20 protein-coding genes are annotated in these 23430 nt (G+C 57.8%); 2 read left to right on the top strand and 18 right to left on the bottom strand.

Features of this window, described 5'->3' with window-relative positions; genetic code table 11:
* Nucleotides 1-77: 77 nt before the first annotated feature.
* Genes HY247_08390 through HY247_08365 form a run of 6 tightly spaced genes read right to left on the bottom strand, consistent with a single transcriptional unit; the run spans nt 78 to nt 8530 of the window.
* On the bottom strand, nt 78-2870 hold the full coding sequence (locus tag HY247_08390; protein QQG48737.1) for an ATP-dependent helicase: 2793 nt from the start codon (nt 2868-2870) through the stop codon (nt 78-80).
* Complete coding sequence (locus HY247_08385) at nt 2871-3764, bottom strand: hypothetical protein (GenBank protein ID QQG48736.1); 894 nt, start codon at nt 3762-3764, stop codon at nt 2871-2873. It lies immediately after the preceding gene.
* 21 nt (nt 3765-3785) lie between these two features.
* On the bottom strand, nt 3786-5645 hold the full coding sequence (locus tag HY247_08380; protein QQG48735.1) for a hypothetical protein: 1860 nt from the start codon (nt 5643-5645) through the stop codon (nt 3786-3788).
* The gene (locus HY247_08375) at nt 5642-6406 is read right to left on the bottom strand and encodes a hypothetical protein (GenBank protein QQG48734.1); all 765 of its coding nucleotides are present in this window, start codon (nt 6404-6406) and stop codon (nt 5642-5644) included. Before HY247_08375 ends, HY247_08380 begins: the two co-directional genes overlap by 4 nt.
* 43 nt (nt 6407-6449) lie before the next feature.
* Nucleotides 6450-7415 carry a hypothetical protein gene (locus tag HY247_08370; GenBank protein ID QQG48733.1) on the bottom strand — a complete coding sequence of 322 codons (966 nt, stop codon included), beginning with the start codon at nt 7413-7415 and terminating at the stop codon, nt 6450-6452.
* Complete coding sequence (locus HY247_08365) at nt 7412-8530, bottom strand: DUF2791 family P-loop domain-containing protein (protein ID QQG48732.1); 1119 nt, start codon at nt 8528-8530, stop codon at nt 7412-7414. The genes HY247_08370 and HY247_08365 overlap by 4 nt, the downstream gene beginning before the upstream one ends.
* A 163-nt stretch (nt 8531-8693) precedes the next feature.
* Between HY247_08365 and HY247_08360 the strand changes: the two genes are divergently transcribed.
* Nucleotides 8694-9932: a DNA cytosine methyltransferase gene (locus HY247_08360; protein QQG48731.1), complete on the top strand. Its 1239-nt coding sequence runs from the start codon at nt 8694-8696 to the stop codon at nt 9930-9932.
* On the opposite strand, the gene HY247_08355 is transcribed toward HY247_08360, so the two are convergent.
* The 8 genes from HY247_08355 to HY247_08320 form a co-directional block, all read right to left on the bottom strand.
* Entirely contained in the window at nt 9907-10338 is a 432-nt protein-coding gene (locus HY247_08355; protein QQG48730.1) for a very short patch repair endonuclease, read from the bottom strand. The two genes, HY247_08360 and HY247_08355, sit on opposite strands and share 26 nt — an antisense overlap.
* A gap of 354 nt (nt 10339-10692) precedes the next feature.
* Entirely contained in the window at nt 10693-12066 is a 1374-nt protein-coding gene (locus tag HY247_08350) for a hypothetical protein (GenBank protein ID QQG48729.1), read from the bottom strand.
* A gap of 464 nt (nt 12067-12530) precedes the next feature.
* Nucleotides 12531-12929, bottom strand: coding sequence for a hypothetical protein (locus HY247_08345; GenBank protein ID QQG48728.1), 399 nt, complete (start codon nt 12927-12929; stop codon nt 12531-12533).
* Between the two features lie 199 nt (nt 12930-13128).
* A complete protein-coding gene (locus HY247_08340) occupies nt 13129-14001 on the bottom strand; it encodes a M48 family peptidase (GenBank protein QQG48727.1) in 873 nt (290 codons plus the stop codon).
* 18 nt (nt 14002-14019) lie between these two features.
* On the bottom strand, nt 14020-14532 hold the full coding sequence (locus HY247_08335; protein ID QQG48726.1) for a hypothetical protein: 513 nt from the start codon (nt 14530-14532) through the stop codon (nt 14020-14022).
* Nucleotides 14533-14538: 6 nt separating this feature from the next.
* Complete coding sequence (locus tag HY247_08330) at nt 14539-15474, bottom strand: hypothetical protein (GenBank protein ID QQG48725.1); 936 nt, start codon at nt 15472-15474, stop codon at nt 14539-14541.
* Nucleotides 15475-16159: 685 nt separating this feature from the next.
* Entirely contained in the window at nt 16160-18622 is a 2463-nt protein-coding gene (locus HY247_08325) for an ATP-binding protein (GenBank protein ID QQG48724.1), read from the bottom strand.
* A gap of 203 nt (nt 18623-18825) precedes the next feature.
* The gene (locus HY247_08320; GenBank protein QQG48723.1) at nt 18826-19287 is read right to left on the bottom strand and encodes an ester cyclase; all 462 of its coding nucleotides are present in this window, start codon (nt 19285-19287) and stop codon (nt 18826-18828) included.
* Nucleotides 19288-19567: 280 nt separating this feature from the next.
* Here HY247_08320 and HY247_08315 point away from each other — a divergent pair, with 280 nt between their 5' ends.
* Entirely contained in the window at nt 19568-19993 is a 426-nt protein-coding gene (locus HY247_08315) for a DoxX family protein (protein ID QQG48722.1), read from the top strand.
* Between the two features lie 333 nt (nt 19994-20326).
* Here HY247_08315 and HY247_08310 read toward each other — a convergent pair whose 3' ends face one another.
* The 4 genes from HY247_08310 to HY247_08295 all read right to left on the bottom strand — a co-directional run bounded on the left by HY247_08310 (nt 20327) and on the right by HY247_08295 (nt 23411).
* Nucleotides 20327-21109, bottom strand: coding sequence for a hypothetical protein (locus HY247_08310; GenBank protein ID QQG48721.1), 783 nt, complete (start codon nt 21107-21109; stop codon nt 20327-20329).
* Between the two features lie 238 nt (nt 21110-21347).
* Nucleotides 21348-21518 (bottom strand): hypothetical protein, encoded by a 171-nt coding sequence (locus HY247_08305; protein ID QQG48720.1) that lies wholly within the window; start codon nt 21516-21518, stop codon nt 21348-21350.
* A gap of 322 nt (nt 21519-21840) precedes the next feature.
* On the bottom strand, nt 21841-22197 hold the full coding sequence (locus HY247_08300; GenBank protein ID QQG48719.1) for a hypothetical protein: 357 nt from the start codon (nt 22195-22197) through the stop codon (nt 21841-21843).
* On the bottom strand, nt 22194-23411 hold the full coding sequence (locus HY247_08295; protein QQG48718.1) for a hypothetical protein: 1218 nt from the start codon (nt 23409-23411) through the stop codon (nt 22194-22196). Before HY247_08295 ends, HY247_08300 begins: the two co-directional genes overlap by 4 nt.
* Between the last annotated feature and the right edge of the window lie 19 nt (nt 23412-23430).

Genomic DNA, 23430 nt, shown 5'->3' with positions numbered 1-23430 from the left:
GCAGATGGTGGTACCTGCTTCCGGAATCCTTGGGAGGTGATCGATTCATTTCAAAACCTTCTAAGCCCGGGCATTCATCAACCAGCACTTGGGTGTCTGAAGCGACAGATCATGGCATAGTCGCACTCCGAGCATGTCCTAGCAGAGGGTCTGGGTGGGAACTGTTTGCGCAGTATCTTGGAGACCTCTTCAGCCACCTCGTTTCTGGTTGCACCCAGAACTGAAGCGGATATGTCCACCTCGCTCTTCCTGTTCTCGTCGAGGTGGTGGACGTACGCCTTCTGCGGGTCCAGTCCTAGGGATTCGAGACATGCGATTGCATAGAATCTGAGCTGCCTTTCATAATCAGCCGTGTAGATGCTGTCGTTCTGCTCGGTCTTGAAATCGATTATCTCCACCTCTGTCACAGAGCCCTTTTCGTCGACCTTCTTCAGGAGGTCGATCTGGCCGGCGATGAGAGCGTCGTCGAGGGCGAATTCGAACTTCTTCTCCGTTTCAAGAATCCTGCCGAAGTCGCCTTTGTGGAGCCCCACGTAATTCTTCACGATCCTGATCACGCTCGTCTTCATCCTGTCTGCAATGGGTTTTGTGGCGTAGCGGAGCTTGAATATCCTGTTTACCAGCGCCTCGATTTCGCCGTCGTCCGGGACCTTCCTGTTCTCGACATAGTCAGAGTGGATTATGTTGAGGGCATTGTGGACATTGGTTCCGTAGCCGAAGGTGACGGGGACCCCTGCATTGTACTGGTAGATGTGTCTCAGCCTGAAGTCCTGCGGGCACCGGGAGTATGCGTTCAGCTGTGTGAACGAAGTGGGGTATGTGCCCGACACGGCCGCCTTCGGAGGAAGGCCCGAGCGGAGCCTCTTCAGCTTCACGACGCCTGAGACGTGCCCGAAGTCCAGCTCCTGGACAAAGGGGTGGGACTTGTACGAATGCTTCCTGCCCTCGTGGTCTTCTGACCCGCTGATGAAGAGGTACTTCTCTGCCCTAGTCATGGCTGTGTAATAGACACGCCTTTCGTCCTCCTTGGTCCCCTCGTACTTCCGGACGTCGTACAGTTTGCTGTCGACGAAATTGTAACCTGAGAGAGGCTTCCTTCTTGTTTCGAATCCGGGGATGAACACGGCAGGGTACTCCAGCCCCTTCGCTTTGTGGATGGTAAGGACGTGGACGGCATTGATCACCGAAGCGTCGCTGTGTTGCGTGTCTGTGTAGTGGCTTTCTGCGAAGGATCTGACAAAGTTGAAGAAGTACCTGACTTCGCTGGCTCTCAGCCTGATCCAGACCGACTCGTAGTCAGAGATGGCACGGCTCAGAGCCGCGAGGTTGTAATTCGTAACATCCCCGAAGTCAAATCTTCCTGCGCCCATCGCCGAGAGTATCTTGTAGTAGAACCCCTGGAGGCCGAGGTCGCCGAAGTAGTCCTTCTTGCCTTTCGTGAGGAGGGCGTCCGCTTCTTTCCTTACCCTCGCCATCCCCACGATGAATTTTTCCACCTTCGCCTCCGTGAACCTCCGGTCGAACACAGCCTTGTAGGCCTCACCTAGCTGGCTGAGAGTGGGAGTCTTCCCGAAGTCCGGGTACGACTTGGCCCCGAAAAGGTATGCGATGCAATTCATTGCCAGCACGACTTCGGGCGCTTCGAAGACGCTCGTCCCGCTGTAGGCCACGCATGGAATGTGGTTGCGGTCGAGGAACGCCACTACCTTGGCGGCATCCGCGTTGCTCCTAACGAGGACCGCGAAATCGCTGTACGAGAGGGAGAACGGGTTGTTCCTTTTGTCGAGGAAGTCGGTGCCCAGCAGCTCCCTGATTTTGTCAAGTATGAAGCTGTACTCCTCGTTGTCGGAACCGAAGTGGTGGTAGATTATGTCCCCCGGTTCGCTCTTTCTCGGCAGCTTTCGGCTCGGCTCCATTTCCTTGGCCAGCCGTTCGTCGTTGTGTTCTATCAACGACCTCGCGGTGTCTATGATTGCCCCTGTGCTTCTGAAATTGGTGGAAAGGCGCCCTTCGGTGACCCTGTATCTCCGTCCGTACTTTTTCGCGAAGCTCCTGATGATGCTCACGTCGGAGCCTCTCCAGTGGTATATGTTCTGGTCGTCATCCCCGACGACGCAGACGGAGTCGGCGCCTTCTGACAGGAGCTCGACCAGCAGGTCCTGGATTCTATTCACATCTTGGTATTCGTCGACGACGACATGCTTGATCCGGGCGTGGACAGCCTTCCTCACCTCGCGGTTGTCCCTCAGGAGAGAGACGAAGGCGTGCATCACGGACGAGAAGTCGAAGTACTTCTCCCTGTCCAAGGACGCCCTGTAGTTCCCGTAGCACTCCGCGAACCTCCTGTCTGTGATTCTGTCCGGGTCCACATCCTCGGTCATCACAATGTCGGCGCTTTCGATGAACCGGTCAATCGTCTGGAAGTACCAGAGACCGTGGGTCTTCTCCAGCCTGACGAGCCCGATGTTGTAGAAGTAATTCGCCCCCTTCGAAAGGAACGCGACCCTCTTCGGGTCGTCCAGCACGTCGTACGAACGGTACTCCGGGACCAGCTCCTTGAGCATCTGGAAGCAGAACGAGTGAATCGTGCCGACGAACATGTCCCCGAAATCGGCCCTGTCTGGGCACCGCTCCTCGAGAATCTGGCGGATCCTGAACTTCAGTTCCTCCGCCGCCTTTTCTGTGAATGTGAACGCGACGATCGTCTTGGGCGCGACGCCACCCTCAATCAGTCGGACTACTCGCTGGGAGACGACCTCGGTCTTGCCGGAGCCAGGGCAGGCGATTATCCTGAGGTGCCCGTTGCGGTGCGAAATGATCTTCAGCTGTTCCTTTGTGAAATCGAGGCCTGCACTGGTGGTCTTGCTCAATTATGGAACCTTCAGTCTCTCAATGATTTTCCTGCTCCTCAGGTATCTCTCGGTTTCCTCGTCACTGCTCGCAGCCTTCATCAGCGTGCCCAGCTCGCCTATCATCATCTTCCCGACTCTGTCGCGGAACCTCTCTCTAGCCTTGGGGTCTGCACGCCTCAGGAGGGACAGGCTGTGCACAACCCGGTTGATCTCTCCCTTGAGGCCGGGGGAGGTGGTGTCTAGGTCGCGGCCGAAATTCCTCGAGAGGCCGGCGGTGATGCCCTTGAAGCCTGTCTCGTCGTTCAGGGCCGCCATCAGCCGCCTGCTGTTTGTTATGAAATCGGCGCCGAAAAGCTGCCTGAATTCACTCATGCCTGTCCTGTCTCTGTTGTTGACCGCCGCGCTCAGGACGGTGACCGATGCTTCCATGTCCTCCCAGACCTGGTCGTAGTCAACCGTGATTCCTTCGGGGTCATACTTCTCCCTGATCTTCCTGACCTCGGCCAGGGTCTCCTCGTACGTCAGCTTAGGGAGAAGGCCCCTCAGTCTCGTGAACTCGTCCTGTGGGACCCCCAAGGCCTGGGCAAAGTCCGAGTCCAGAATGGGGAGAACCTCCCTGAGCTTGCCGTAACTCACCCCCTTGGCATATGCCAGGTACTCTTCTTCTGACTGGAATGCCCTCCTCGCCGCCCGCGCCTTCTTCAGCAGGGCAGGCTGGAACCTGACCAGGCCAGATTCGAAATGTGTCAGAATCTCGGAGATGGCCTGCTCTTCGCTGCCCGCCAGGGACTCGTATTTCCCGACCTGATCGCCTAGCGCCCACAGGTGCCTTGTATCGTAGGCCTCGATTGCGCTTCCGACCTTCGACTGGTCCTTCTGTATTTTGGGGACCAGGGCCGCTATGGCAGCCAATACTTCCTCCTTTCCTCCCGTCTAGTCCACCTCGAAGAATTCGTATTTGGTCTTGAGGAAGGTGTCCATCACAGGGAACTCGCTGTTCTTCCTTCCAGCGAGCTTGCAGATTTCCCAGATGTAGAGTTCGGCGAGGTACGCCAGCAGGTCTTTGTTGATGGGGTCGTCAGGATTGTCCCTGGCCTTGTATCTTAGGTGTCCGCTGTTGACTATCACGGTCGAGGTAAGTTCGTCGAAATCTGACAGCCACTCGGAGAATTCGTTGTCCTGGGTGGTGATGTTGAACCCCCGCGGCTTCCTGCGCCTGTAGGTTCTGGTGCTGGCAGAGGCCGCGTCCCCCGAGGATACCTGCTGCTCGACCGTTTGGAGTTTGTTCAGCTCCCCGTTGGCGTCCCGGTACCCGTCCTTGCCGTACCCTGCCTCCGAACCCGGTCCTCCCGGCCCTCCCTCCTTTTTGCCGCCTCCCTCTCCTCCCGTCCCGCCGAAATCCGTCTGCCCTGTGTGGACGCCGGGGTCACCGCCCGGGATGACGCCCGCGACCGGCTCGACCTGGACTGGGACGCCTGTCACTGCCGGGTCGCCCGAGGCTGCCGGGAACGCTGACTGGGCATCAGTTCCTTGGGACACCGACCCTTGGAGCGTCTCCACGTCGTCTCCGGTTGATATGGAACCGGATTCGCGCGCAATCTTGAAGTCGAATATCTTCTTGGCCTTGAGAAAGGACTGCAGCTTGTTTACCAGCTGGTTGATTTCCTGACTCCTCCTGATGTCGATCAGCCCCTTGGCGTGCTCCTTGATCGCAGTGGCGAGCGCCCCCTCGACGTTCAGAAGCTGCTGGTAGAGGAAGTCCCGGGCGGCCCCCGGCTTGAGGGCAAGCCTGAGTTCGTTGATCTCGCAGAAGTCCGCCCTGACGTAGCCGGTCAGGTAAGAGCTGTTCCAGACCGCATCCTCAGCGAACTCCCCAATCAGTGCGATGGGAGAGTCCCCCACTGGCCGATCCTTGTACATGAGAAAGGGCCTGTAGTCCCTGTCTGACTTGGGCCCGGGCATCAGGTAGAGTTCGAAGACAGCTTCCCCCTTCGCTGACCCGCCATTGTATTGGGCAGCGGGAACGTCGATCTTGGTGTATTCGCCGTAGTCCTTCGGCTTGCACTCGTAGAACTCCTTGCGTGGGACCTTTCTTCCGGCGACGAGATCCTCTCCCTCCCACAGCAGGATTTCAACCTCCCCCTTGCGTATCAGCTCCCCGAAATGGCGCTCGATCCTCCGGGTGAGCCTCTCCCTGCGGATCTTGGCGAACTCCCCCTGCTTCCAGTCCCCGTAGAACGCCACTGCGCCCTGGTTGAACTCCCCCCAGCTCCATTCCTCGAAGAGGACGTCAGGAGCGACTGCGGCCTCAACCTCCGGCCTGCTGGCCCTGAAGTCCAGCGACACGGTGTTGCCGGATCTTCCTCTGAACTGCTCCCCTGCCGGGACGTCCCGGCGGCGGGTCACGAACCTCAAGGTTTCGCAGTAGGAGCGGAACCCCTGCAAGCCCCTTGCGAACTTGCCGGTCAGGTCCGGGTCATACTTCTTCAGCGAATCGAACGGCTTCTCACATATGTGACGCGGATTGATGAAGCCGAGCCCGTTGTCGACGATGATGACGCGTTCCTTTCCCCGGTCGATGAAGATCCTGACAATCCCCTTCCCCCTGAACCCTGCCTTGCGCGCCTGGATAATTGAGTCGACGCTGTTCTCGACCGGTTCGGTGAGCATCAGCGAGCTGCCGCCGAGGGCTTCGAATCCCGCGCCCGTGCTTGCCAGAGCCGCCAGCAGCTGGGAACTCTCGGTTATCTTCGGCAGGATGAGCTCCCCGGCCTCGCCTGACACGGCGCTCAAGGTAATCCCGCCTTGACAGTTGGATTCTGGCCCATGCTCTCGTAATAGGCATAGATGTCAACGATGGCGTGGCGGACCGTTACCTCGGTGATGCCGAAGAAACTGGCGAAGTCACTCTGCGCCCTGTTCAACGAAAGGATTCTCGCCGCGGTGAAGAGGGATGCGGCCACCGCACCCTCAGGACTCTTGCCTTCGAACTTCACCTCCGATATGAATGCGAGTGCCACCGATCTGACCTTGGCGGGCAGGTCCATGCGGGTCATCAGGACCGGCCATCTTATTTCGAGAAGCTGCGCCGCTGTCAGGTGGGCAGGGGGGAAGAGCCCCGCCTCCTTGTAAAGGCGGCTAAGACTGAGCAGATTGGAACGCCTGATTGCAAACCCTTTGTCCTGGCACACCTTGGCAAACAGCGTGGGTGACTGGGGCTGCTTGCGCGACGGAGGCCATCTGAGGTATTCGTAGACGGCGGTGAGGAGCAGCTGGGTGAGGTTCCTCCCGGCTGATTTGCCCTTCTGGCGGAGCTTGTCGAACCGCGTCAGGATGAGTCGTATCTCCTCAGCCCTGATGCCGAATGCCCCCGCAACCCGCTCGACAACCTGCCTCGGACTGAGCCCGTTCAGATTCTTTACATCCATCCAGGACACCGGCTCATACCCGAGCCTGACCGGCAGGCCTAGTTTCCTTCTCCATTCCCGCGCCGTGTAATCACCGATACCGAGTGTCGCGCAGATCTCAGAGTACGAGACGTCGTCCATGTACATCTCCCGGAATCTCGACTGTAGCTCGTAGAACTTCTGCGCCGTCCTACATCGCCACCTTCTTCTGCGGGGATATTCCGAGGAGAAAATCGTCGCTCCTGAAGCTGGATTTCCATACGAACCCTTCACCCACCCTGGCGTGGTTGACCAGCGTTTCCCAGGCAACATATCTGTTGGCCGGAAGCTTCTGGTTGACCAGGAGATAGGCCCCGTACCCCGACATATACCCTGCCTTCTGCAGGGTCTGGTATGCATCCATGAGAGCCGCATGCAATTCATTGGCCGTCGCTTCGGCTGGGGCCAATCCGGAGGTCGCCGCCTTGATCCTGGCAAAGGAATCGGCCGGCATCCGGTCAGAATCCTCTGTCCCCTGGAAGCCTTCGGTCAGCCGTCGCAGGACATCGATGTTCAGTGCCAGACCATCCATCCTGTTGAGGAACCTGATTCGCGCGCTCGCGTGATGGAGCAGGGTCCTTTCGGTCACCTTGACTGAATCGGGGAGCGGCGGCTCGAGCGCCACGAGCTCGTACCTGTGCGCTTTCCAGATCTCCTCCCAGACCTCTCTCGCCAGACCCTCGAGCCCCTTGAACCTGCCTCTGCCGAAGTCGTAGTCAGCATCGACCAGTCTGCTGAGGAACGGGAGGGAGAAAGTCCTGTCGTGTGTGAGGAACTGGTGGAGCAGCAGCTCCGTCTGCCTCTGCTTCGCCTCCCACAGAGTTAGGAACGTCCTCCCTGCCCCGAAGGTGACGTCCCACCTCTCCAGCCTCCGCCCCTCTAGGAAGTCCAGTTCCCTGGCAAAGCTGAAGTGAGGTTCGGCCGATCTCCACTCCGAGTCCAGCAGGCCCCTCTTCCGGGGCCCCTCCACCGTCAGCCCGCCGTACTTTTCGATGAACAGCTCACACAGTGGGCGGATGCTCAGGGCCCTGTACTTGGACGCCGTGAGGACAGCAAGGTAAGTCCGCTGAAGGTGCCCGGCGTCCCCGACGAGGTACCTCATCCAGTGGACCTTCACAGTGAGAGCCCCTCCACGACCTCGTCGCTGACCTTGCGTATGATGTCCTTGGAGACGAAATGCTTCTTGTTGAGCAGGGCGACCCGCAGCCCCTTGTCCATCAGCTCAAGCAGCTCTTTGGGCCTGGCCGCCTCGATCTTGTTGTTCGCGGCGAAGAGTGCCACCGCGCTGACTATCTCCTTCACCGCCTCCTTGGAGAACGGGTAACTCTGAGCGTCAACAGTCTCGTCGGTCGTCAAGGCGGAGAGGGCGCCTTTGATGTCGAACTTCCTGTCCCTCCTGTACAGGATGGCCTCATAGACGAACTCCTCGAGCTCGTTCTCGCTGTAGTCCCTGAACTGGATGTAGTTGGTCAGGCCTATGCGCCTTCTGACGGGTTCGTAGTCTATCGGCCCCGGCATCTCGGCCAGCGCCCTGGCCGTCACCGCGAAGACAACGCCCACCTTGCTGCTCTCGTCTACCAGGGCCCTGACGGCCTCGGTGAAGACCACCCTCGCGTCGCCCCCGATGTTGCTGGTGCTTTCGAACTCGTCGACCAGCAGCAGCAGTGGCTTACCACCGGCCTCCTCGCTCAGCGCCCCGAGGGCATTCAGGATGGCGACTGCATCGTCAGGAGCCAGCTCTGTATGGATCGTCTCTAGGTCGTCCGCCTCGCTCGATTTCAGCTTGATGCCACTGAGGAACTTCCAGAGCAGGAAGGCCTTGTCATTCTTGATGGCGTTCTCGACCACGAGCGCGAGATCCTCGCTCATTCCGAGCTTCCTGAGTTTGCCGGGTTTTCCTGCCCCCTTGCCAAGGACCTCCATCACCCTGGTCCTCCCGATTTCTGATAGTACGGCGCCGTAGAACTCGGTGAAGGACGTCCGCCTGTGGGATGGGGGCGTCTGAAAGTAAATGGGCTCGGTCACGTCAGAGACCAGCTGCTTCAGGTGGTACAGGAAGTGTGTCTTCCCGATTCCGAACGACCCGTAGACAACGTATTTCGGCACTTTGCCGCTGTTGAGGGTTCCTATCAGGTCCTGGTAGAACTCCTGGAACTCCTTCTGCCTGACGAGGAAGACGTCGAACTCCTCCTTCGGATTGATGCTGTAGTGCTCGGCGTTCAGCCCGAACAATACAGCTCCTCTCCCATTGATGTTGGTTGTTGGTTCATGGTTTTTGGCTGACGGCCCTTGGTCTATTTAAGCACCACGGTTATCCAGGATAAATCAGGCGTTGCACGACCGACGGTCAGAGAATTGTTCCGGGGCTTAAATACAAAGGCAAAATGTCGGGCGAATGAGGGGCCTAGGCGGGAAACAGTTGTCGTATCGTTCAGGTCCCATAGGGTCGCCCTCGGTTGTGGATCTCTTTGCCGGGCCAGGTGGTCTGGGAGAGGGATTCAGGCAGGCGGGCTTCTTCATAGCGGCTGCCGTGGACAACGACGAATACGCCTACCAGACTCTTTCGCTCAACGCCAAGCAAACAGGGAACCTTGTCCTCAAGGAAAATGTCAGGAAGCTGAGGATGAGTGGGAATGTTGACGTGGTGGTAGGGGGGCCACCCTGCCAGGGTTTCTCAAACGTCGGGATTCCCAAGATTAGACACCAGAGACTGACTGAAGAAGGCAAGAAAAGGGTCAGAGATCCAAGGAGGACTCTCTACAAAGAGTTCGTTCGGATCGTGGGTGATGTCAAACCCCAGTTTTTCGTAATGGAGAACGTCCCGACAATACTTTCGTTCCGGGAGGGGAAGGTCAAGGAAGCGATAATCGAAGAATTCAAGGGCATCGGGTACGAAACGGTACCGGTAGTGCTGAACGCTGCACGTTACGGTGTTCCACAAATACGCAAACGCGCATTCTTCATCGGCAACAGAATGAAGGTGAAGAATCCTGTCCCTACGCCGACGAATATGGACTGGGAGGCTGAACCACAGCTGAAGCTGGGGGAGACCACCCACCCCCTGCCCGACTACCTCAATGTTGGGGATGCAATAAGCGACTTACCTCCGCTAGAACCTGGGGGCGGCCTGGACGAAGTGCCGTATCCGCCAACCTCCGGCCTGACCCCCTATCAGGCACGGGTCCGCACGGGGTCACCTATGCTCTACAACCATGTCGCTAGGAATCACAGTGAAAGAGACAGGAACGTCTTCAGGATCCTGAAGGTAGGGGAGAAGATGGGGGACCTCCCCGAGAAGCTCAGGCCCCCTTACCGGACTGACATATTTGCCGACAGAATCAAGAAGCAGGGTTGGCACAGGCCCTCCAGCACGATACTCTCACACATGCAGAAGGACGGCCTGATGTATGTCCATCCCGACCCCTCTCAGGCGCGCACGTTCACCCCCAGGGAGGCGGCCCGGCTCCAGTCATTCCCGGACTGGTACCGGTTCTGCGGCCCCATGACACAGCAATTCAAGCAGATCGGGAACGCGGTCCCTCCGATACTGGCCAAGCACATCGCCGAGGCAATCAAGCCGTTCTTGAGTCCGGTCGAAAGGCCGGTAATCAACGCCGAGGTCCTGACCGTCTAGACTTCTTCAGCCCTGCTGCCAACAACCGAATCACATGTTCAGGTCTGGCCTTCACGTCATGCTCCCAGATTCTCATGACAGTCCAGCCCGTGCCAGTCAAGATACCATCCACGTGCCGGTCCCTTAACACGTTGCCAGCAATTTTCTTCCTCCAGAAGTCCTTCCTGGTGTCAGGTTCTTGGTAGTCCTCAGGACACCTGTGCCAGAAACATCCGTCTATGAAGACCGCGAGCCGCGCCTTGGGAAAGACGATGTCGGGTTTGCCTGGCAGTGATGAATGGATACGGTAGTCCGTAATCTTGGCATCCTTCAGCCCCGCGCGAACGATCCTTTCAGGACTAGTATTCCTCCCCCTAATCCTTGACATGTTCAAACTCCTTTGCCCGGGCGTCAGGACGTCAGGCATACGGCCGGCGTGGGCCCAAGAGCGTATAAGCGCTACCTGTTTCTCAGCCTGAACGCATCCAACTGCTGCTTCTTGGTCAAACCTCGGGACCCGACACTCATTGATTCATTTCCGTGAGAGGCCTCTGAGTAATGGGCCATCACACGTTCTACGGACCTGAAGCCGCGCCCGCAGCTCAGGCACCAGAAGGGTCTGGTCTTGCCCCAATCGTCTGATATTCCGTCTGGGGATGGGAGATGCGTTCGCGCCTCAGTCCTGCGAGTAGCACGGGTCAAGAATCCTAATCGCGATACCTGCTCGCCGAATATAAACACCAATAGACATGCAGTCTTTCCACCCTGATTCCTGAGTTTCTCATTGCCGCACTGGCGTCCGTGCATCTACAAAGCTCACGAAATTCCCTTTGACCCAGTCGAAATATTGATCATCGTAATCCAGAATCGCCAGCATCACGCGGGCAAGCATTGTCATGATTGCGTTGTAGCACTTAAGCAACATATCGTAGGATCCTGATACCTTGGCATCTCCGGTATGTGTGATTTTGTTCCTGATTGAAACGATGTCTCCGAAAGTGACTCCAAGGTCGTCGCGCTTTATCCTCCAGAAATCCAGCATCATCCTCGCCTTCTGGGAGTAAGATCTTCTGTTCAGTTCGAGCAGCTTGTTCTCAAGCGAGCCAAGGACGTCTGAGTGCAATCCCTTTGCTCCATCCCAAGCCTTCAGGCTTGTCTTCAGGTACTCCCGCAGATGTTCGAAGGATTCTCCAGGCAACATGAATTCATTCCCTGCCTCTTGAGAGTACCGGTCCATCAAAAGCTCGAGACAAGTAGTTGCAGAGAGGAATTTGGATTCGAGCAGCTGAGACCCGTTGGCACCGACGAACCATTCCAGCGCCAAGTCGAACCCGTATTTCTTCACATTCCTTCCCGAGTACCCTTTCCACGCAGCGGACACGAATCTTGACGAGTGCGCAGGGTTCGTAAGTTGCCGGCCCGACGATGTCAGCAGTTTGCCATGCCTGATGGACAGGTAGCGAAGTTCGCCTCCTCCATCGACAGAGCTTTCATAGATGCTTACTGTTACCCATGTGTGCCACTTACCCTGAGCAAGGGAAGTAATCTTGAGGAAATTCTCAACTGTCACGGTCGCGCGCTGTAAAATCTCCCCCAGCGTGAGGCCGCCGCCCGAAGCCACCTCGATTGTTGCCGATGAAGTGACAAGGGGACTTCCGTAGGAATCCATCCTTGCCTCGAGCGAATCCATTTCACTCGAGTGGCGGAGAACCAGCTCACCCAGCTCTGTCCCGACTATCACTCTGAATGTCTTCGAAACATTGGCTAACTCGAAGCCGAAGAGGAGTTTCCGGGTTGGAACCGTCCTCAGGGACTCTTCTTGGAAAACCGCCTCTTGGCAGATGAAATTGCCTCGGAGTTCTGTTGTTGCTCCGTGAGAAATCTCAAACCTAGTGAGGAGGCAGCGCCGAATCATAATCGGAAAGGCATGATCCCTGAGGTTCGCGGCGCCTTCGATGTCGAAATAGGTCAGGGGGACAGCCTGAAGAGAAAAGAAATCCCCTTCGAACTCGGCAGGGAAGTCAATCTGTCCTTCGAACCTCCCGTTGATATGGAGTGCGGCCGTGAAGGTGACGCCCACACCTTTGCCGTCATCAAAAATCGCAAGACCCGTTCCGGTAATGCTGAGGATGTCCTCGAACTGACCGGTCGACACTACTCGGGTTTCACGCCGTCATGATTTAACCCATGGCATGCCCCTTCACACCCGCCACGGGGGTTTAACTTCAGTTGCGCTCCGCCAATTTTGCGAAATCCTTGACTCAGTCAGAATTACCCAATACTCAGGTTTCATCTGGACAGCCAGGGAAACATCCGAACCCGCGGACTGTCGTGCTTGTCAATAGAGTCTAGGCGAAGACTCGGGATCGACCATTAACACGGCGCAAGACGGGGTGGGAGGAGACACGAACCAAGTGTGCGCGAGTGGCATGCCAGAGCCTGAGTTTGTTGTCTTTGGCTAAGGCGAAGAGACTTGAGATTGGGAGCTTTTGGGTTTCGCATCCTGCGCATCTAGGGAACCGTACGGACCATGAAGAAGGTCCAAAAAAACAGGGGGAAGGGCATCAATTCAGCCGCAGGTCAATACTCTGTCGGAGTTTCTGTGATAGTTGGGGGCTTTCAGGGTAGGCTCAGGTCAACGCGGTTGTATTCACAGTGAAGGCAAAGCACACCAACGGGCACGCGTGTCTTTGTTCCAGAAATCCTTCTCTCTGCGTACAGCGAGACCAGACTCCTCCTCACGCCGCCTTGTTTCATCTCGGCGGGGCAGGCGCCTAGGTGCTTCGATTCCGAAGATAGGGCCCCGAGGGCCTCGAGCTTCTGCAACGTGCGGTCGACCCTCTTCTCGGCTAGGACCCCCTGCGACTTCATGTACGTCAGGGCCATTTGGACGTCCGAATGAAGTATGTGAGAGGATTCAGAGGAGCGTCTCCGCCTCAGCTCCTGGATGAGTTCATTGATGTCCGCGGGGCCTTCCTTCATGACGGCGAAGATGTTCGTACAAAGAGAGGAGGGCATTCTTGACGGAAATGACAGCAGCCGATAACAGGGAAGGAGGACGTGGTTCAAGGTGCCGCATTCCAGGCAAGCCCAGAATAGCTGGAACCACCTCGTCCTCCCGCCTTCCTCAGTCTTGACGTATAGTGTCCGGTGGGGAGTGATTCCTCCGCACTTAGGACATAATCTAATCGTGAGACCGCGAACTTTTCTCACGAAATCATGCGGCTGTCGGCGCTATAACGTCAGGCCCATCCATGAGAGGGCGGCCTGGAGCTGAATAAATTAGCTCCAGCACTTTCCTTGTCCTCTCAAGGACTCGCATACAGAGCCTCCCGACGCTCTGGGGATTGGCGGATCGCTCCTGGCTGGCGATATAGGTCCAGCTGAAGCCGTCGGCTGGCCTCCCGTAGAGCCTCGCAAGGGTGGCGGCGACCAGCTGCGCCACGGTCTCGGCTTCCGGTTCCTGGCCGTGCCCGGTCTTCGGCTCGAAGGTGCGGTGGATGGCGTGGGCGAGTTCGTGGAAGAAGACATCCCAGTCCTCCGTTGCCAGGGTAATCGCCTTGGCTGTGTGGTCGGTGACGCCGTACATGCCGGGGCTGAGGCGCTCGTACTTCACCTCCATGCCGAACCTTGCTGCCACTTCGAGAAGGGGCGGCGGGTCTATGGGGGCATAGGTCTGGAGTTCTTTGCCTTCTGTGTCCTCGCACCTGAAGACTGGGATGGTTCGGAATCCCACGAGGATTCTGTCTGGCTCCGCGTCCTGGTCAGGGGCGTCGGCTTGTGCAAGCTTCTTGACGATGACCGGCCCCAGTATGTAGAACGCCCTGGAGCCGAACCTGACCTGCCTCCCTACCTCTTGCCACTGTCTGTAGCCCCTCGCATCGCTGGTTCCTGCAAGGAGCACCAGGAGCTGGTTGCCGAAGGACCATTTCGAGCTGGGTTTGCCGGGGGCATTGATCAAGGCCTTAGCGCAGAGGTCAGGGAGTTGCTTCGAAGAGAAGAGCTGTACGATCTTCTCGAGCTCTGAGTTGGTGCGCTCTCTCCAAGTTTTCTGGTCGATGGCTCCCGCTGGGTTTTCAGTTGTTTGCATGAGTGCGGTCGCCTGCCGCTACCGGGTCTGCCCGTTCGCGGGGTACCGCTTCAGGAACTTCTCCCTCAGCCGGTACTTGTAGCCGCCGACGACCAGGTCCTCCCCCTCCCTCAGCCTCTGCAGGAATTCCTTGGCTGGTTCCAGCACCGCCAAGGGTGAACCGTCCTGGTTGGTCACGAAGGTCCACTCCCCGTCCCCGTTGTCGTAGGCTCTCCACGTGAGGTTCTCGAGAAGGGCCGGGTCCACAGTTGGCTCGTCTGCCATGATGTCCGTGTGCCCGGGGGTTGGTGTCTCTGTCTTTGGCTTCGATGTGTGGCCGTTCCCGCTCTCTCTCAACTTCCCGAGGACGTAGACGATGCTGCTCGACTGCCTGCCGAGGGCGTCTGTCTCGCGTCTTTCGACGGCCTTGATCAAGACGAAGCCGCTAGTGAGGAGGCCGTTTGCCTCGCCGCTGTTTGTGGCTTCTCTGATCTCGGTGATGCGGGCGTATGGGGTCTCCATTCTTCTGACCCGCCTCTTCTTCCCTGGCATGCCCTCCTAGGCGCCACCTCCATTTAACGGGCCGAGCTCGCTCCTGGCCCAGCTGCTGAACTCGCGGATGGTGTACTCCGCCACCCCCAGTGTCTCAGCAACGTCCCTTTGCGTGAGGGTCTTCGGCTGCACCTCCAAGGACGCCAGGTAGACAGAGGTCGCCGCCACAGTTCTCGGGCTGTTGCCTTCCTTCACCTCGCGCACCGCGGTGACGACAGTCGCTGAGGCTTGCAGGAGTCTGCGGAAGTACTGGCGAGGTTCAATCCCGTGCCTCTTCAGTCTCTCCGCGACGGCGGCGTTCGACTCCAGGCTGCCGATCACCGTCTGAAGGAGCGTCTGCGGGTCGGCGGATCTGAGGGGTACGCGCGATTCCGTCCCCAGACGCAGTAGCAGGGACTTGGTGACCCTGTGGCCCAGGTCTGTGTGGGCCTGGATGACGCTCTTCGCGCTGATGTGGTCTATCCCCGCTGCCCTGCAGGCGCAGAGGAGCGAGTAGGCGGATATCGCCGGGACGGTGGTCCTTCGCCTGGGCCCTCCGTCACTCTTCCTTTCCGCCAGCATCTTCCCCGACAGGACGACTGCGTTCGCTTTCACGAATGTGGGCAGAGAGAGTCTTTCAGCGACCCTCTCGATCAGGGACGTGCACTTCCAGGCTGCCTGGTCTTCGCCCATGTGGTCGGAGATGGTCTTCAGGAATCCCACCGTTGAGACGCCGTTGTAGTCGGCGTTGGAGCCCTCGTCGGCCTTGGTCCCCATGTAGGAGCCGAGACGGTTTCGCTCTCCGGCTCGAGAGGCGGTCTTGACTTCCTGGATTGGCCCCTCCCTCCTGGCCACGACGCCGCAGTTCGTGCATGCGACCTCCTGGCCTGCCTGGGCCAGAACACCTCTGCATTCGCGGCACTTCTCTACGATGCCTATTCCGAGTGGTTGTGGTCTCTCCATTGACATCACCCTCCTTTGGTTGATTGCCCTCGGCCCGCCCCGAGAGAGGGGCTGGACCGTCGCCGTCAGACCTGGCCGAGTCACGGTAAGAAGCGGACAATGGCTTCTTTCTCAGCGCCTGCCAAGAAGTCGATGCTCGCCGCTAAGAGCGAAAACCACGAGCAGAGGACTTCCGGTTTATCCCAGACTTGTCACGGGATTGTTATTGGAATCCCCGGGTCTAGGAGCAGGGCAGAGCGATGGCCGCCTCCCTTCTTCCCAGCGCAATTCGGCCGGCGTCAGATGGCAGTTTAACGTCCCTTGGACGGGCAGAGCGTCGAGACGGCTATCTGAAAACAAACCTTGTTTGAATGATCATTGTGTGAAGAAACGCGAAAAGTAGTGATGAACGGGTTGGATTGGTCCGGGCGTAAGCACCGCTTAGGATGCTGAGACGGCACGCTCCTACTGGAACGAGCCTCTGCGATTGAAGGGGGGGTTTGCTATGAATAGCGACATGAAAGTGGCTGTGGGCATTTAACGCGGGGCCGATTTCTATTACGCCAACCGACCTGCGAGCAGAATGGTGACATCGACGCTGCCAATGGTGACATAGCGAGGACCGGATGGTGACATTATCAGGCCCGATGATGACATGGCAGGACAGGATTGTGACCTTTCGGGTGTGAATGGTGACATCGGACCTTCAGGCGAGCTTTAACTGAGCCGGCCCGCCGGGCATCCCTTGATCATGGCGCTCCGCCAGTCGGCGTCCCTCCTGCATGAGCAGATAGCGTTTCCCTGTCCTCGACAGCAGTCCAAGCTTATGGAGGTGGACCAGATATCTCGTCACCTGCCGCGGCGCCACCCCCAAGCCAGACGCCAAGGTCGGCCTGTTCTTGTACCCGGAAGAGAGGAGCACCGAGAGCAGCCTGAGTTCGTTCTCGTGGATACTTGGATCAGGCTTTCGTTCAACGCTCGCCAGGGCCTGCTCCGCTCCAGCAAGACTTCCCTTCCCTTCTGCCGCGCCTGCCTGTAAGACAGGCTGTTTCTCCGCAGCAAGCAGGTTCTCAAGCTCGTCTTGCGGCAGGCCTACGTCCTTGTGGACGAACTGCACCATTGACAGTTCCTTGCCTTGGAGGATGGTCTTGACAGTCTCAATATCATTCCTCGTCGCCGTGACGAACCTCATCCTCCCCCACCCTTTCATGTCCCTCTCGTAGTCGTTCATGACCCCGTCCGGGTTCTTGGAAGGCGTCGCCTGGGACTCCACCGGCATCCTCTTCTCTTCGTCCCACTCCTCAGTGCTCATGGTGACCCTCTGCCTTCCGTCCTTAGCCTTCGCCATCGTGACCTTCGGATGGAGGACCAGCACGTCCGGAAAGGGTCCGGCCCTGTCCCCTCTGTCGACCGCGCACCAGGCCCCCTCCTTCCAGTACTCCTCCAGGACCAGCTTGATTAGCGCGACGTGGACGTCGCCCCCCGCCCTGTCCGACTTCGCCGACTTGTTGTAGAAAACAAAGTACTCCTTCTGGGCATCCTCTGAGATGGAGTAGAAGGCCTCCCTGGCCCTCAGCGTCTCGTCTTCGGTCGTGGGGTCCTTCCAGATGGGCTTCCCGGTCTTAGCGTCCGTGCCTGCCCTGAACTTCCAGATATCGATCTTCTGCTGCACCTTCCCCATGTCGACGAGGCGGCTAAGGGCGACCTTGAGGACGTCCGGTCCCCACGCGTGGTCCGACTCGAATTCCTCAGCCATCGGGGTGAAGGGGTTCCACCCCCGGTTGCGGTGCAGGTATGTCAGCGGGACCCAGTAGAGGGGGATTTCGAGCGGGCAGTCCCCCCTCAGCTTCGCCACGAGTTCCTGGTCCTTCTTGTAGACGAGGTTCCTGTCTGCGACCGCGCCGCCGTAGGCCCTGTCCATGTCGCCTTTCATGTAAGACAGAGCGCCGGCGTACTCGTTGACAGGGTCCCGGAGCTTCGGGAAGGTCACTCTGAAGGGCGGCTCCACCAGCCTTCCCCCGACGGGCCTCTTCCTCACGAGGGCGGCGTAGTCCTCCAAGCCCGGAATCAGCGTCTCAACCGTCTCGGCCCGCTGGGGGAGAAGCAGCTTCCCCAGCTTCCGCGCGTCGTCGGGGCTCCCCCTGAACGCCAGGATTGGGCCGACGTTGGCCTGTATCGAGCCCATGAGGTCCTCGGGGATCTCGGAGAGCGTCTGGACCACCATCCAAAGATAGAGGCCGTACTTCCTGGACTGGGAGAGGATAGTCCTCAGGATCTTCAGCTCGCCTATGTCCCTGAACTCGTCGGCGGCCAGGACCACGGGAATCCGCGCGGTAGGCTGCTCGCCCGACCTCTCCAGCCGCTTCGCCCGCTTCAGGCTGGCGAAATAGAGCTGCATCACTACGGCACTGGAGAAAAGTCTCCTGAACTCGTTGGGGAGGCTGCTGGGTATCCTGAAGATGGTCAGCCTTCCGGGCGACATGAGCTTCTCCAGGTCGAAGGTAGATTTGCGGGAGCAGAACGTCCTGAAGGTGATCGAGCTTGGGGGCAGGACGAAGTTCGAAATCCTGTTGATGACCGGCATGTAAGCGTCCTGGGGAAGCTTGGATATCGCCTCCAGGGTCTGTTCGATGATCTCGACATTCATGTCCCTCCTCCTGAACAGGTCCTCGACCTCCCTCGCCTTCTTCTTGGTGAATAGGAGCATGATGTTGTAGAGGTCCCAGAAGGTAGGGTCGTTGGTGAATGTGTAGAGGTAGTAGAGGGCGCCCTTGAAGATCCACATCAGGCGAGGGGCCGTGGTGGCGTCGGTGTTGAATACGTCCGAGAGAAGCGCGGAGAACTCCTCGACCTGAATCTGGAGGACTTCCGGTTTCTCGACAGCGTCGAGGCCCTCAGGCAGGGAGAGGAGGTTGAAGCCGAAGGTGACGTACTGGGGGTCGAGGATGACCACCCGATTCCGCTCAGTCGGTGATATCGCTCGGAGAAGGTCGATCGAGGCATCACCGGCGGGATCGAAGAGGAAGAGGGCCGGAAGTACGCTTCCCTTGTCCTCCTTCCTGAACAAGAGGTCTAGCATGTAGAGGATAGCGTTGGTCTTTCCGCTGCCAGTGCCCCCGGCGACGAGTATGTGAAAGAGCATGTCGTTGCTATCGAGAAGCCGGGCCATGCAGGTTCGTTCCTCAGGCTTCTGACGAGGGACCGCCTTTAACGGGCCGCGGTTCGAACCCGATTTGCTATGCGGTCGCTGGGACTACAGCCCAGCATGCTGGGCGAAAATACCAATATTTCGAATGGCCTGCGCAAAAGAGGAATGTGCTCTATGAAGAGAGAGTTGCGGGCCCAGAAGTCTTGAGACCTTCATCTTCCGAACTAGGATAATCCGATTTGTTTCATCAATCCGACTAGGTCGTAGGAGAGCCGCTCCTCGAGTATCTCCCCTTTGTCACTCCAGTGCGCGACTGTACAGAACTCCACATGGAAACTCCTGTTCGTTGGAGGAATCACCATGCCATCAGCCGCCTTCATCGGTCCTTTCATTGTCCCTGAGAAATCTGCTACCGTGCAGGTATAGTCACCCTGACCGAAGAAAATCTTGTACGGGTTGTTGATCAGGTGGTTGTCCGGAAATGTCTTGAAGAATTCAACAGCTTCCAAGTCATGGTTATGCCGTCCTCTTGTAGGCTTGGGTTGGCCTGGCCAGTAAACGGCGACGTTCTCACCATGACGGTCCCTGAAGGTCTCCCAAAGAGGACTTCCAGGTCCGGCGTTCCAAGCGTCGTCTAGGGTCCTCATTAGCTCCAAATTACGCTTGACGACGGACTCCGTGTCCATGCGTGTGGATTGTTGTCCAACTTCATCTTAAGTCTTCTAGAAGATGTAATTCTCCTGAAGACTGTGCGGTCGTCTCTTTGCAATGCGTGTGTCGGGTGAGCCTAACGATACTAAGTAGCTACGGAAATACCACTAAGTAAATAATTCACACTAAGTATATATCCAAGACTTGTCTCAAGAGTCACCGATGAACACGCCTAATGTAAGGGAGCCTGAGAAAGTTGGGCTAATGCAGCGCTCACGAGAATCTCCTAGGTTTCGCAAGGAGACGAAGACATAGGTGTCAGGTCTCTTGGAAGTCCTGAACCCGTACGGGCCGGAGCTCCTGCTAATCCTAAGGCTTTCAGTAGGGGCGGGGTTGGTGCTCCACGGTTACCCGAAGGCAAAGGGAGGAAGAGTTCAGGCCGGACAATGGCTGAAGAGCATGGGATTACCGCCGCTCGCAGCCGACCTGGTAACGGTCCTTGAGTTTCTCGGGGGAATCTTCCTGATACTCGGCCTGCTGACGCCCCTTATCGGCCTCTTCTTCGTCGTCCAGTTCGGGTCGATCATCTTGATGAAGAAGTCGAAGATGAACGCCAGCTTCATCAGCGTGGAGAAGGGGAAGCTCACGTACGAAATCGACGCCGTCTACCTGTTGCTGGCCCTAGTCTTCCTCGTGCTTGGGGCAGGGTCCTTTTCGCTGGATGGCTTGTTGGGACTGTAGCGGAGAGGATTTTCCCGTCACCTGCTAGATGGCCCGGTGCCCAGCCATGTAGTTCAGTATGAGCCAGCTTAAGGACCACATGCGCATAGCCCTCTAAACGTTAAACTAGCAGAGTTCTCAAAAAATCACTTCGAAGGCTGGTTGGAGATGTCTGGTACAGCCGAAATGGATGATCACACTAAGTTCTATGGAAAGAAATCAGAGGATGTTGCTTACTCTGATGTCCTTTGCCCGTTCTGCAACACGCGAATTGACGAATTTGGTTTGTGCGGATGCATCGCGGGAACTAATGGAGCAGATTAGAATCCAAATTGCGGTGTGGTCGCCAGGACTTCAGCCCGGATTCCTTTCAATCCCCACAAGCCTGGGTATCTCCCTCAGGAAGTCGGGTCGTGGGGAGCCTTCTACGACATCTAGCTCACCATACACGGACTCGAGTACGCCCACATATTCTCCCGTGTCTCGCTCAGTCCGGGACGAAAGTATGATCTCCGTCCTCCCGGATGCGAAAGTGATTTCAAAGCTCCTCACCGTCGGCGAGGGCAGCAGGGACAGCCTCTCCCCTTCCTTCTCCTTTAGCGGCTCGCTAATCCAAGGGACCTTCGTCAGCCTCAGTACCTTCGAGTGCGCCGCCTCTACCCTAGGCTCATCACCTTCGACATCACCCTCCCTCACCTCAGCCGTGTGCTGCTTCCAGCTCACGGACTTCAGGAAGTCGGTTTGTCTGGCCACGGGAAAGTGGAGGTAGTACGGTACCTCCTCCTGGGTGACTAGGAACGACGGCGGCTCGAGGCGGGATGAGGCGTAGCTCGTGATGTAGGAGGAGATGTCCTCGACCATCCTCCGCTCCACTAGTTCGGCGAGCATCCAGGGGTTCCGGTAGGCGAAGACGCCGAGCCTGTCGTGCTCATCGTAGCAGTCCCTGAAGGGCAGCCCTGACAACTGCGATGGGTCTCCGACCCACATCCCCTGTATGGCGAGGAGGACATGGGGCTTGTGAACGAGGGCGCCGATGCTCTTCACCCTCTCGCCCGACCTCCTGTACCAGTCGCGGTGCAGTTCAGCCCTGTCAAATTCGCTCCCGTCGATCAGGCTCGTTCTCGGAGTCTTGATCAACGTAGCCGCAGAATGGACCGAATTACTCAGGGCAACGAGCGCAGAAGATAGGTTCACCCGCTTGAAGAGGAACTGTATCCATGCGAACCTGGGAGATGCGGCTTCGATCGATCGAATCAGTTCGCTGACGAGACGCTGCGGTTGTGGATATCGCGGGATGGACACCGGATCCCCGTTGATGAGCGAGATGTTGAAGAATACTACCTCTTCCCTAACACCTTGTTTCTCTTTCGTCGACCTAGGCCGCCTCCTTCGCCTTCTTGAGGTGCCTCACCCTGGTCCCCAGACGCGGGTACGGTAGCACGTCTCTGTACGGCCTGAAGGGAATCGGCCCGGCCATGGTGACCAGCAGGAGGAATAGAGGCAGAGAGGCCAGAGCTTGAAGAGCGCAAAGGTAGTACCACGCCAACGATACAGGAGTGGCGAGCCAAAGGAGGCTAATGAATGACGAGACAGCGACTGCGATGAAGGGCGGAGCCTTCCACGTACTTTCCTTCGGTCTAGCGACACTCGCGCGGATTAGGCCTAGATACTCACAGACTGACCACCAATCTTTCCGACTCGCACGATCTCTGATGGGCCTGGCTATCCTCGTCAGGTCATGACGGTAGGCTGCTACATATGCGAATGCCAACCATGGAAAAGGGGTGTAGAGGAAGAGTACGCCGATTGAGTTCAACGAATGGATGGGACAGCGGCCCTAAAAACGGCACTCGCCGCCGAAAGGGTGCCTACGGTCGTCCCGATTCTCTAGGTCCCCCGAAAAGTCGCCTTGCCTTCGCTACTTCGTCTCCGAAGCTCAGGCTGCCCCCGCGCGAGTATTTCGCCCCCTGCCCCCTGTAGAATCGCGCCAGGATTCTTGTCTCGATTACCAACGCGCCCATCGGGTGGAACAGGTCGACAAGGGCATCGTCGAAATCCTGTGGCCTAAGTGAGCTGTCCTTCATTGAGACGCCCGACTGGTGGAGCCACCAAACTACAGACTTTGTTCCGCTTTCGCCCAGCGTTTCCCTCATCGTCGACTCGCAGACCTCGCTGAATTGCGCATCGAATTCCTTCCTCTGCGGAAGTGAGGACCCTGGCCTCATCCTGGCGTCACTATCATGACCGAATTCGGGGTTACCGTCGCCGTTGTGCCGCCGGGTTGTTGGAATTCCACGTTGAACGTGCCCCCGGTAGAGCCGAACGCGACGTAGATGGTCGCCTGATACAGGCATGGGCTCGTTGAGCTCGAGCATGCATTATCAGCGAGGCCCGAGACGCCGCCACTAAAGACCGAAGAGCCAATTACAGCATTGAAACTCATTGTGCACCACTGTGTAGCTGGATAGTTGAGAGCCAGCCCCCCGCAGGCAAGCATGGTTGCTCCGCTGGGAGCCGAAACCCCAAACCCCGGTCCAGGAAACTGGTTCCCTGACTGGTAGAATCCCAGAGATAATGTTACCTGATAGAGCGTGTTCGCGGTGCCCGCAAATGAAAGACGATTGATTGCAGTCCAGGTGCTCAGACTTGTGGACTGAAAGGCCGTGGTCACATAGACAAGAGGAGGATCCTGACCAGATGGCTGTGGGGGGCCAGTTCCCGCAACGAAGTTCGCGGTCTCGGTAATCAGGTTGTTAACCGTGACGGTAGCTGGGTCTGAGCTGCCGGAGTAGGAGCCGGTGCCTGAACCAGTCCATGACGAGAACGCGTAACCAGGAGCTGCGTACGCCTCTATCCTGACTTGTTGGCCGTTGCAGTACTGGGTTATCGAGCCTGGACTGGTCATTCCTGTGCCCGCCGGGGAGACCTGCATCGACAGGGTTCCGACGCTGCCACACGAGCTCGGGACGCCAGGCTGCTGGACGGCAGAAGCATACCAGAAGGAGGCCCCGGAGGACGTAAGCACCCCAATTGTGTCCGCCGGGTTGCTGCTGCCAAGCAGGGCGCTATACTTCGACGAGCATGTGCCCCCGCCGCAAGTCCCTGTGGCAATCGAGGAGAGGCCCTGGTTGCCCCCGCTCGGGACGCCTGTGTTCTCACCGATGGTGTAGACAGAGCCGTTCGCGAACTTCAGGATGAGGTTCACAATTGTCGCCCCTGTGTTGCCGGTGTTAGTGACTGAGAGGCCGTTTGAGTTCTGGAACGAGAGAGACGTCGATGCTCTGGCGGCCATGAGATTCAGCCCTACCTGTTGAACCTGGGCGGATTGGTTCTGGAGGCTTGAGAGGTAAATAATCGCCCCGATCGCGATCATCATGACGAACACAAAGAAAATCGTCCCGATTATGGAAGAAACCCCCCTGCGGTGGCCGAGTCTCATCGCGAACTTACTCACAGTC

Source organism: archaeon (assembly GCA_016432545.1).
Taxonomy (GTDB): Archaea; Thermoproteota; Nitrososphaeria; order Nitrososphaerales; family Gagatemarchaeaceae; genus UBA183.
The sequence above is the reverse complement of the archived record's forward strand: the minus strand, read 5'-3'. Positions and strand labels throughout refer to the sequence as shown.

What these genes read in the sequence shown, in the direction of transcription:
- HY247_08375 (QQG48734.1), bottom strand. Translation starts at nt 6,406, where the DNA reads ATGTACATGGACGACGTCTCGTACTCTGAGATCTGCGCGACACTCGGT.
- HY247_08360 (QQG48731.1), top strand. Translation starts at nt 8,694, where the DNA reads ATGAGGGGCCTAGGCGGGAAACAGTTGTCGTATCGTTCAGGTCCCATA.
- HY247_08355 (QQG48730.1), bottom strand. Translation starts at nt 10,338, where the DNA reads ATGCCTGACGTCCTGACGCCCGGGCAAAGGAGTTTGAACATGTCAAGG.
- HY247_08345 (QQG48728.1), bottom strand. Translation starts at nt 12,929, where the DNA reads ATGCCCTCCTCTCTTTGTACGAACATCTTCGCCGTCATGAAGGAAGGC.
- HY247_08340 (QQG48727.1), bottom strand. Translation starts at nt 14,001, where the DNA reads ATGCAAACAACTGAAAACCCAGCGGGAGCCATCGACCAGAAAACTTGG.
- HY247_08335 (QQG48726.1), bottom strand. Translation starts at nt 14,532, where the DNA reads ATGCCAGGGAAGAAGAGGCGGGTCAGAAGAATGGAGACCCCATACGCC.
- HY247_08330 (QQG48725.1), bottom strand. Translation starts at nt 15,474, where the DNA reads ATGGAGAGACCACAACCACTCGGAATAGGCATCGTAGAGAAGTGCCGC.
- HY247_08325 (QQG48724.1), bottom strand. Translation starts at nt 18,622, where the DNA reads ATGGCCCGGCTTCTCGATAGCAACGACATGCTCTTTCACATACTCGTC.
- HY247_08320 (QQG48723.1), bottom strand. Translation starts at nt 19,287, where the DNA reads ATGGACACGGAGTCCGTCGTCAAGCGTAATTTGGAGCTAATGAGGACC.
- HY247_08300 (QQG48719.1), bottom strand. Translation starts at nt 22,197, where the DNA reads ATGAGGCCAGGGTCCTCACTTCCGCAGAGGAAGGAATTCGATGCGCAA.
- HY247_08295 (QQG48718.1), bottom strand. Translation starts at nt 23,411, where the DNA reads ATGAGACTCGGCCACCGCAGGGGGGTTTCTTCCATAATCGGGACGATT.